A 10191-nucleotide genomic window follows, 5' to 3' on the forward strand; every position below is an offset into this window, starting at 1 on the left:
AAAATGGTTTTGCGGGCTATGTGAAGGTTTTAGAGACCGCCCGCCGAGCCTCTTAAACTTAGTCTTCTTTTTCGTAGAATCCGAAAATTACAAATTCCCCGCCTATCTCTTCCAATGCCGAACTGAAAGCATCTTCATAGCTGTCATACTTGCCGGCTGATTTGATGTTCGGCGTAAAGCCAATATCGCCAAACGGATCGGGATAGATGAATTCGTGATTTTCCAATTCCTGTACGATAAATTTCTGTTGGTATTTGCTCATGATTCAGCCTTTCTTAGGCTTTAGGTGCTGCGCCCTTTACTTGGAAATCCAACAATTTCGGCACTAAGCCTTTGCCTGTTGATTCCATGGCGACGGTTACATCAACCGCACAGGGGAATTTAAGGTTTTTCAATTTTTCAAAATTATGGCTGTCACCAAACTTCATGCTTGCCGCGGTAAAGCCCACGGCATTGCCGTTTGACGGCATGGGGCTGGCTACCAAGACGGTGCATGAATCGATTTTGTTACCGTCGATTTCGCCTTTGAATTGTTTTGCGCCCAACAAAGTGGCTGGATATGTGGTTACTTGGCTTGTTTCAAACATTTTTCAATTTCCTTCAGTTGTTTAAAAAATCGGATATTTGACGTTCCTCGTACTCAATATCCTTGATGTGTTGCCTTTCCCTGTCTTGGGGGAATGCGTTTCCTTTCTCTTCATTCAAATCATCAAACAGTATTTCAATGTTCAATTCGTTGATGGCTTTCTGTTCTTCGTGGATATACTGAAATTTCTGCGTTTGATTTCTGCAATCGTATTGCTCAGGCTGTAAACCTTTGGGATAACCTTCAACGCCCTTTACCAGCTCATCAACTATCCTGCTATCGTCCCACCCTATATCGCGTAGAAAATTAACCATCTTGCCGACCTGATTCCTTGCATGGAAAAGCTTATGGTCGAATGTCAAATTAACGGTTTCTACTTTTGCTTCCATCCGCTTGGCTTCGGTTTTAAAAATCGCCTTACAAATCGGATATGCACCGCCGAGATACGAACCGGGATAAAGCAGCATATCCAATGGGATTTCTATATCCCCCGCCCTGAATTCTGTTTCAAACCTGACCCAAGGGCTGTCAACATCTCCAAACTGTCTGCCTTTCTCGTAAACACGGGTAAATTTTGAGTTTCCGCGCTTGCCGATGTAAAAGGTTTTTCCGCTGCCGTCTTCATTGCGCCATGCCGTGCCGCGACATTCGCTTTTTGGCCGCATATTGTGTACGTCGTAATGTCCGTTATCGTGGTCTAGCATTGCCTGATCGGGTGTGTACTCGCCGTTGAAAAAATCATGTGCTACATCGACACGGGTTATTTTCGGGCGGACGCATTTACTTAAGAATTCATGTAGGCGGTTTTCCCAACCGGGTAATGCCGCCATGCAGCCTGTACCGTTCAATTCGACCAACATCGTTTCTCGCTGGCCGCCATAGTGAACCTTTCCGTATTCGACGTTATCGGGTCCGAGTTGGTAACAGCTTTTATAGAAAAACTTTCCTTTGAACGGTAATTTTTGTGTAATGCCGAATCCCAAGATTTCTTCCAACAGTTCGCTATACTGGACAACGAATTCCGTATCTGAAACCAATCCTTTCCCTGTTACTTTCGGCAAAGAATCTTCGTGTATCGTGAAAGTGATTTGGTCTATGAACGCTCCGTCATCCCTGCCACGCCTTAACGGTATTTCTATAAATCTGCCTTTGCCGTCGGATACAAAATGGCTGAAATACTCGAATTGGAATTCTTGGTTTTCTGTTTTTTCCGCACCCTTCGGATTTGGGGTTTTGTTTTGCTCCCCCCTATTAGCCTAGGGGGGCAGCCTTCGGCGGTTGCCGCAGCCCCGCCGTCCGCTGACGCGTCCGCCATGTCCGCGGCCGCCGCCACGGCTTTATCTTCCAAGGCTTCCATGGTTGCATTCCTTATCCATCAGTTCTTTTACAAACAATCTGCCGCATTCATACGCTTCGTTTTCGGTTTTTTGTTTCAAAGTCGGATTGCGGATAGGGAAACAAACTGTTTTGATGCATTGGGATTCGTTGTCTTTATCCCTGAACACTTTTAAGATGTATGCTTTGGGGAAAGATACGGGTTCGGGATTGACGGTATAGAAAATAAACATGATTAAGCCCCTTCACTGGCTAGAGTTAAGGGGCTTTACAAGAATTAAAAATATGCGCCCCTGATGGAGCGTAATATATAAGGTCGTCTGAAAACAGAATTCTGTTTTTCAGACGACCTTTTGCTTTGTTAGGTCAATCAGTTTGACAGTTTTTTGATATTACGTTAAAAAAGGTTATGCCATATACGGCTGAAAAATGGGCGGTGCGCAATGTGCCGCAACTGATAATAAAAGGTGTTTCAACGCCTTTGGAGAACTTTTATGTCTGACAACTACTCCGCCCGCAAGGAAAAAACCTTCTTCGGGCATCCCATCCAGCTTTCCACCCTGTTCCATATCGAATTGTGGGAACGTTTCTCGTTTTACGGTATGCAGGGTATCTTATTGATTTATCTGTATTACACTGCCGACAAAGGCGGTTTGGGCATGGACAAGTCGCTCGCCGGCGGCATCGTCGGCGCGTACGGAGGCAGTGTGTATTTGTCCACCATACTCGGCGCATGGCTTGCCGACCGGATTTGGGGCGCGGAAAAAACGCTGTTTATTTCCGGCATCGTGGTCATGCTCGGACACATCGTTTTGGCAATCGCGCCGGGGCTGTACGGACTGCTGTGCGGCTTGGTACTCATCGCGTTGGGCAGCGGCGGCGTGAAATCGTCGGCAAGCTCGATGGTCGGCTCGCTTTATGAGACAGACGAATTGAAGCCGCTGCGCGATGCGGGTTTTTCGATTTTCTATATTTCCATCAACATCGGCGGCTTCTTCGGCCCGCTCCTGACCGGCTTGCTGCAAACCGAGATGGGTTTCCACTACGGCTTCGGCGCGGCGGCAGTCGGTATGGCTTTTGGATTGTGGCGTTACTCCGTTGGGCGCAAACTGCTGCCGCACACGCCCGCGCCCAATCCGCTGCGTCCTGAAAAAGTGAAAACCGCGGTTGCAGTCGGCGTGCTGATTGTCTTGGTTGTCGGCAGTCTGATTGCGTCAGACACGCTCAATCTGGACAACTTTTCCAAATTCCTGCTCGGCACGGTGATCCTCACCGTCATTGCCTATTTCGCGCGACTGCTCGGCAGCAGCCATGTGTCGTCTGAAAACAAACGCTACATCACCGCCTATATTCCGCTGTTTCTGACCATCTGCCTGTTTTGGGCGGTCTGGTTCCAAGTTTATACCGTGGCAACGGTGTACTTTGACGAAACGGTTGACCGCACATTAGGCAACTGGACTGTACCCGTTGCGTGGAAAGATTCGATTCAAAGTATGTGGGTCGTCCTCTTCTCCGGCGTGATGGCGGCGATTTGGACAAAAATGGGCAGACACCAGCCGAAAACCCCGTTGAAATTCGCGTTGGCGATGCTGGTTGTCGGCGTATCCTATCTTGGATTCGTGCCGTATATCTCGTCCGGCACGCCCATGCCGATCATCGTTTTCGCGCTGATCCTGCTTGCCATCACCATAGGCGAACTCATGATTTCTCCGATTGCGCTTTCCGTTTCCACCAAAATCGCCCCGCCCATGTTCAAAACCCAAATGGTCGCGCTCAACTTCTTGGGCTTTTCCTTGGGCTTCACTTTGGGCGGCGTGCTGTTTAAAGAAGGATTCAACGATAAAGCACCGCTGGATTTCTACTGGATGCTTTGCGGCATAGGAGTGATAACCGGTGCGGTATTGTTATTGCTTGTTCCCGTTTTGAATAAAATGCTCAAAGGCGCGGATTAAAAACCGCTCTGAGCAAGACATGCAAAAGGTCGTCTGAAAAATTTTTCAGACGACCTTTTGCATGAACGCGGTTTGCCGTTCTTGCGTTGTGAACCGTCAAACCAAATGTTCCGCTAAAAATTCAAGGGCGAAGGCGACTGCCTGATTTCTGACAGCCTCTCGGTCTCCGCTGAAGATTTTCATTTGCTCCAAGGATTCGGTCGGCGTGGACAACCCGAACCACAACGTCCCGACGGGTTTTGCCGCGCTGCCGCCGCCGGGGCCTGCGATGCCGGAAATACTCAGGGCGTAGTCGGCTTGGGCGACGGCTTTCGCACCGCGCGCCATTTCGTACACGGTTTCGCGGCTGACCGCGCCGTGTTGCAGCAAGGTGTCAGGCATGACGCCGAGGCGTTCTTCTTTGGCTTGGTTGCTGTAAGTAACGAAACTTTGATGAAACCATTGCGAGCTGCCCGCGATGCCGGTGAATGCGCCCGCAAGCAGGCCGCCGGTGCAAGATTCGGCGCAGGTAACGGTTTGTCGGCGTCGGGTGAGGTGTTCGGCGATGATTTGCAGTGCGGTCATAGGACGTCCTTTCGTTTTTTGGGTTCGGACTTGATTATAGGACGATTGCGGTGAAAATAGGAAAGGTCGTCTGAAAAACTGATTTTCCGGTTTTCAGACGACCTTTTTTCATTATCAGCGGCAGTGTCGCTCCCTGCCCTTACCCCAAAAATTCTTTCAAAAACAGCAACACGCAGGCGAGTTCGTCGGCGGATTCGCGTTGCGTGCCGTTGCCGGTATGGCCGCCGCCGTCGGGAGCGTAGAGCCATGATTGCGCGGAGGTTTCGCGCAGTTTGGCGTAGAACTTGAGCGCGTGGGCGGGATGGACGCGGTCGTCGCTGAGGCTGGTGGTAATGAGTGCGGGCGGGTATGGCACGTCGTCTGAAAGATTGTGATAAGGCGACAATTCGCCCAGCCAGCGTTTGCAGACTTCGTATTTCTGCGGGTTGCCGTATTCGTCCGTCCAGCTTGCGCCGGCGGAGAGCAGCGGATAGCGGATCATGTCGGTCAGCGGCACTTCGCACACCAGCGCGCCTATGCTTTGCGGTTCGCGCACGAAGGCGGCGGCGGTAATCAGGCCGCCGTTGCTGCCGCCCTGCAAACCGATGTGTCGGGGCGAACTCATGCCGCGTTCGGACAAATCGCGCACGACGGCCAGCAAATCGTCGACGCTTTTGTGTTTGCTGATTCCCTGCGCCGCCTGATGCCAGCGCGGACCGAACTCGCCGCCGCCGCGTATGTTCGCCAACACGAAGGCGTTGCCCTCTTCCAGCCAGTATTTGCCGATGCTGCCCAGATAATGCGGCAGCTCGGGCACGCCGAAACCGCCGTAGGCATAGACCAGCGTCGGCGTGTCGGGCGCGGCGTTTTTGCCGACGTGGAAATAAGGGATGCGCTCGCCGTCGGACGAAACCGCCCAAAACTGCCGCACTTCGATGCCGTCTGAAACAAACTGCTGCGGCTGGCGGCGCATGACGGTCAGTTCCATCACGTTCAAGTCCAGCGCAAACAACGTCAGCGGCGTGGTGAAATCGCTGGCGGCAAGGTAAACCACATCGCCACCCCAAGGCTGGTCGGTCATTTCCAGCGCGCCCGAAGGCAGACACGGCAACTCGGCTTCCTGCCATTTGCCATCAGTAAAACGCCACGCTTTCAGACGACCCTGTACGTTTTCCAGCAGGCTCGCCACCACAAAACGCTTGGTCGTTTCCACGCTTTCCAATGCCTGCGTTTCATCGGGCGCAAACAAAAGCTGCGCCGCCCCGAGTTCGCCCCGATTCAGCTTCACCGCCACCAGCGCGCCACTCGGATAGCTTTGGTTCGCGCGGTGCCAGTCCTTACGCAGCGTCAGCAAAAGATGTCCCGCCAGATAGCCGACCACGTCGCAATCGGCGGGCAGGTTCAAAGGCTTCGCCTCGCCTTCAGACGACACCTGCAAATACGTCTTGGTGTAAAAACCCTCCGACGCTTCAATCAAATCAATCGGCGAACCCTGCGGATCGAGGTAACGCCACGCGTTCACCATCATTCCGTCTTCGCCGATTTGGTACACCGGCAGGCTTTCCTCAAAACTCTTGCCGCGCTCCACCAGCCACACCTCGCGCGGATAGCCCGATTCGGTCAACTGCCGTTCGTCCCAAGCCGGACACACCCACACGCTGTTTTCATCGCGCCACGACACATGGTTTTTCCCCGCCGGAAAATGAAAGCCGTCCTCAACCAGCCCGCCCGCCTCCAAATCCACTTCCAACGTATAAGCCGTATCGCCGCCCGACTTGCTTAAAGTCAACAGCGCACGATTCGGCTGCTCCACCAAGTGCGACACCCCGCCCAAATACACATCGTCGCCGAGCAGCTCATCAAAATCCGCCACCGAAAACAGGATTTTCCACTCGGGATAGCCCGAACGATAAGTCGCCGCCGTACACACGCGGTACACGCCCTTCGGATATTCCGCGTCCTGATGGAAATGGTACATCCGCGCGCGGTGTTCCTGACAAAACGGAATCTGCCGCGTGTCCTGCATCTGCGCCAAAATCCCGTCCGAGAGCGCACGCGCTTTATCGTTGTCCAAAAAGCGTGCACGCGTTTCGGCATGCGCTTCAGCGGCGAAGTTTAGCGTTTCGGGGGCATCGAGGTTTTCGAAATGGAGATAGGAATCGGGGTAGGATTTCATAGAAGAGAGGCCGTCTGAAAATAGCGAAAGCGGGAATTATAGCGGGAAAGCCTTACAGGCTGATGAAAAGGTCGTCTGAAAACGGGGCGGCGGGTTTCGCTACTACTTCCGATATACCGCCCGTCATTCCCGCGCAGGCGGGAATCCAGAACGCAGAATTTAGGAAACTTTTTTTCCGACAGATTTCTGTGCCGAGAGGACTGGATTCCCGCCTGCGCGGGAATGACGGGGCTAAAGGGAATGACGAGGCTAAATAAGCTACTGTATCAAAGGTTAAATTATCCGCGATATACCAAAGCTCCCTCTTTCCCCCCCAAAGCAGAAAACCAATTCAGTATCCGTCAAACTTGTGAAAAGGTCGTCTGAGAACCGTATTTTTAGGTTTTCAGACGACCTTCCGACCATCCGCTTTTACCTGTCCGTCCTGACCCGCACAAACGTGGCAAATTTCGGCGTGCCTTTTTGTGTGAAGCCGCGGTAGCGGTATGTGATGACTGCGCCGATTTTGGGCGGGTTGTCGCGGTCTTTGTCTTTGAAGCCGCTGCCGATGCGGAATTCGCCGTGTTGGTTTTTGCAACCGACCGCGCCCAGCCGTCCGGCGTTGCGCCCTTTGCCTTCATAATGCCGCGTTACCGTGCATTCGTCGTCGTATTGGCTTTTCAGTTTCAATAATTGGCTGCTCCTGCCGCCGCTGTAACGCGATTCGGGCTGGCGCAGCATCACGCCTTCGCCGCCCTGCGCTTCGATTTGTTTTAAAAAATCCATCGCGTGCTGCCGGTCGCGCACTTTGGTTTGCGGGATGATGGTAATCGGAGCGTTCGGATGAGTTTTCAGCCATTGCGTTGCGACGGTGAGGCGCTGGTAGAGATTACCCTGCGCTTTGGGTACGTCGAAAACGTGCAGGCGGATGCCGCGCCAGTCGCCGGCAGACGAGCGCACGGCGGCGGAAATCTGTTCAAACTGTCCGCGCCCGCTATACAGCTCGCCGTCGAGCGGATAGGGCGGGAACTGCGCGGTAAAACCTTTGGGCGGGGTAAACGCGTAGCCCTGCCTGCTGACCAGTTGCCGCCCGTCCCAATACGCGCGCACGCCGTCGAGCTTTTCGCTCATCGCCCAGCCTGTAATGTCTTGGTCTTTGTATTCCTGCGCCAGCATCAAATCCGCGCCGAGCGCCGTTTGGATGAAAAAAGCGGCAAAAATCGGTATCATGCCCTGCATTGAAGTTCTCATAAACGTTCCTGTAATGTGAGTGATTATTTCAAATATAATAATGATACCGCATAAGCAGACCGAAGGTCGTCTGAAAATATCCACCCCGTCCAACCACTACCCAAGGAATCCCGCATCATGGCACTTCAAGCCGAAATCATTGCCGTTACCCCTTTCCGCCAAAACTGCACCCTTTTGTGGGATGACGAAACCCGCGAAGCCGTCCTGACCGATGTCGGCGGCGACGTTTCCTACCTCCTGCAAGAGCTGGACGCGAAAAACCTCACCCTGACCGCCATTTGGCTGACCCACGGACACCTCGACCATGCCGGCGGCGTGGTGGAATTGCGCGAACACCGCCCCGTCCCCGTCATCGGCCCTCATGCGGACGACGGTTTCCTGCTCCAAGCCCTGCCCGAAACGACCGCCCAATACGGCTTTCCCGTTTCCCCCGCGTTCGAGCCGACCCGTTGGCTGACCGAAGGCGAAACGCTCAAGGTCGGCAGCCACGCCTTCCAAGTCCTGCACATCCCCGGCCACACGCCCGGCCACGTCGTTTTTTACTGCGCCGAAGCAGGGCTGCTTATCGCGGGCGACGTACTGTTTTACGAAACCATAGGCAGAACCGACTTCCCGCGCGGCAACCACGCCGACCTCATCCATAATATCCGCACCAAACTGTTCGTCCTGCCCGAAGACACGCGCGTCATCGCCGGACACGGCAGAATGACCGACATCGGGCATGAAAAACGGCACAATCCGTTTTTTAAATCCTGAAAGCGAAAGGTCGTCTGAAACACGGATAAGCGTTTCAGACGACCTTTTTAAAAAAATTGGCATAAAACTTGCATGGAATCTGAACAAGAAATTAACATTTCGCCTTAAATTTGATTAAACATCAAAATAAACAACCAGTAACGCGATTTTACCCGACCCGGACACACGCTTGCCTGAAGCCGATGTACTATCATTTCCAATTATATCCGTATGAAATTGTTACAAAGTGACAATAAACGGCATCAGCACAAAGGGCAGCGTGCGGGTAAATCGTATTTTTCCATGCGGCAAAGGCATAACCGAAGCCGCCAACACGAAAAAGGATTAACCATGAAAACGTCCCGCATCGCCAAAACCGCCCTTTGCCTAGCTGCCGCAGCCGTATTGTCCGCCTGCGTCGGCAAAAGCCACGTTAAAGCCGACGGAACGACGGACAACCCCGTCTTTCCGAAACCCTACTCCGTAACCTTCAACAAAAACCAAGGCACATTCCCGACCGCCGATGAACTCGAACAGATGAAACCGGGTCTGAGCAAAGACGACATTTACAAAATCCTCGGCCGTCCGCACTACGATGAAGGTATGTTCGGCGTGCGCGAATGGAACTATCTCTTCCACTTCCGCACTCCCGGTGCTCCCGCCAATCCCGACATCGGCTCCGGCGTAGAAGGCATTACCACCTGCCAATACAAAGTCTTGTTTGACAAACACAAATACGCCCGCAGCTTCCATTGGAAAGCCGTCTTCCCAGAAGACGCCGTCTGCCCGCCCGTACAAGAAGTTGCCCCACAACCCGCGCCAGAACCTCAAATCATCATCCGCGAGGTTGCGCCCGAAACCCACCACCGCATCCGCAAATAACAGGAAAACATGCTTAAAAGAATCATCCTCGGCATATCACTGCTGACAGGGCTGAACAGCTTTGCAGCAGCCGATGCCGCCAAAGAATACATGCAACGCAAAAAAGTCATCGTCAACACCGCCAAAGCCGAGCTGTGTTTCACCGACGATGCCCAGTGTTACCCCGTGCTCATCGGCAAAACCACGCCGAAAGGCACATTTGATATGCAGTTGATGAAGACTTCCAAACCCGGCTACGGTGGCGAAATCATCGGCTTCAAGCAGGAAAAAGACTTCCTCTTCGCCCTGCACCGCGTCTGGACGCTCAAACCCTCCGAACGCCGTATGCAGCGCATCGCTTCCAACGTCGTCTCCGACCGCGTCATCACCAACGGCTGCATCAACGTAACCGACAAAGTGTACGACAAATTGCGCCAATACTTTGTTTTGGAAGTAATTTGACGGGTTTCACCATATAGCAGGCATGAAAAAGGTCGTCTGAAAACTTGAAATTCAAGATTTCAGACGACCTTTTTATTGACTCGATACATACTTGGAGCAAGCGGTCCCGTAGCGTGGGCTTTGCCCGCGAAATTTACTGCTTAATAACCTGAATTAGTTATCTGTGTCCGAGCATTCATCTCGTGGGCAAAGCCCACGCTACGGATTGCTGTAACGGCAACCTGTCCCTTCCCCCGTCCGACGGGGGAAGGTTAGGATGGGGGTGCCTTTGTGGCTTTAGGTAAGATCAAATTCGTTCAGCCCGTAGAGCC

10 protein-coding genes and 1 pseudogene are annotated in these 10191 nt (G+C 52.8%); 4 read left to right on the forward strand and 7 right to left on the reverse strand.

Annotated features, from left to right (window positions below; all coding sequences use genetic code 11):
• Window positions 1-58 precede the first annotated feature (58 nt).
• From NSCA4_RS0103230 to NSCA4_RS0103250, 4 genes and pseudogenes are all read right to left on the reverse strand, one after another.
• Complete coding sequence (locus NSCA4_RS0103230) at window positions 59-262, reverse strand: hypothetical protein (protein WP_016686801.1); 204 nt, start codon at window positions 260-262, stop codon at window positions 59-61.
• Window positions 263-275: 13 nt separating this feature from the next.
• Window positions 276-587, reverse strand: coding sequence for a hypothetical protein (locus tag NSCA4_RS0103235; RefSeq protein ID WP_016686802.1), 312 nt, complete (start codon window positions 585-587; stop codon window positions 276-278).
• A gap of 13 nt (window positions 588-600) precedes the next feature.
• Window positions 601-1943: pseudogene (locus NSCA4_RS0103240) on the reverse strand (replication initiation factor domain-containing protein).
• Window positions 1924-2154, reverse strand: a complete 231-nt coding sequence (locus NSCA4_RS0103250; protein ID WP_016686805.1) for a hypothetical protein — start codon at window positions 2152-2154, stop codon at window positions 1924-1926. The pseudogene NSCA4_RS0103240 and the gene NSCA4_RS0103250 overlap by 20 nt, the downstream one beginning before the upstream one ends.
• A 261-nt stretch (window positions 2155-2415) precedes the next feature.
• Here NSCA4_RS0103250 and NSCA4_RS0103255 point away from each other — a divergent pair, with 261 nt between their 5' ends.
• Entirely contained in the window at window positions 2416-3873 is a 1458-nt protein-coding gene (locus NSCA4_RS0103255) for an oligopeptide:H+ symporter (RefSeq protein ID WP_016686806.1), read from the forward strand.
• Window positions 3874-3969: 96 nt separating this feature from the next.
• On the opposite strand, the gene NSCA4_RS0103260 is transcribed toward NSCA4_RS0103255, so the two are convergent.
• The 3 genes from NSCA4_RS0103260 to NSCA4_RS0103275 form a co-directional block, all read right to left on the reverse strand.
• Window positions 3970-4437, reverse strand: coding sequence for a CinA family protein (locus NSCA4_RS0103260; RefSeq protein ID WP_016686807.1), 468 nt, complete (start codon window positions 4435-4437; stop codon window positions 3970-3972).
• A gap of 139 nt (window positions 4438-4576) precedes the next feature.
• Entirely contained in the window at window positions 4577-6592 is a 2016-nt protein-coding gene (locus NSCA4_RS0103265; protein WP_016686808.1) for a prolyl oligopeptidase family serine peptidase, read from the reverse strand.
• Window positions 6593-7003: 411 nt separating this feature from the next.
• Window positions 7004-7810: a DNA ligase gene (locus NSCA4_RS0103275; RefSeq protein ID WP_016686810.1), complete on the reverse strand. Its 807-nt coding sequence runs from the start codon at window positions 7808-7810 to the stop codon at window positions 7004-7006.
• A gap of 129 nt (window positions 7811-7939) precedes the next feature.
• Between NSCA4_RS0103275 and NSCA4_RS0103280 the strand changes: the two genes are divergently transcribed.
• The 3 genes from NSCA4_RS0103280 to NSCA4_RS0103290 all read left to right on the forward strand — a co-directional run bounded on the left by NSCA4_RS0103280 (window position 7940) and on the right by NSCA4_RS0103290 (window position 9880).
• Entirely contained in the window at window positions 7940-8578 is a 639-nt protein-coding gene (locus NSCA4_RS0103280) for an MBL fold metallo-hydrolase (protein ID WP_016686811.1), read from the forward strand.
• 330 nt (window positions 8579-8908) lie between these two features.
• Window positions 8909-9439 (forward strand): outer membrane protein assembly factor BamE, encoded by a 531-nt coding sequence (locus tag NSCA4_RS0103285; RefSeq protein WP_016686812.1) that lies wholly within the window; start codon window positions 8909-8911, stop codon window positions 9437-9439.
• A 9-nt stretch (window positions 9440-9448) separates the two neighbouring features.
• Window positions 9449-9880 carry a hypothetical protein gene (locus NSCA4_RS0103290; protein WP_016686813.1) on the forward strand — a complete coding sequence of 144 codons (432 nt, stop codon included), beginning with the start codon at window positions 9449-9451 and terminating at the stop codon, window positions 9878-9880.
• The last annotated feature ends 311 nt before the right edge of the window (window positions 9881-10191 follow it).

The sequence above is a fragment of the Neisseria sicca 4320 genome, assembly GCF_000193735.1.
Taxonomy (GTDB): domain Bacteria; phylum Pseudomonadota; class Gammaproteobacteria; order Burkholderiales; family Neisseriaceae; genus Neisseria; species Neisseria sicca_E.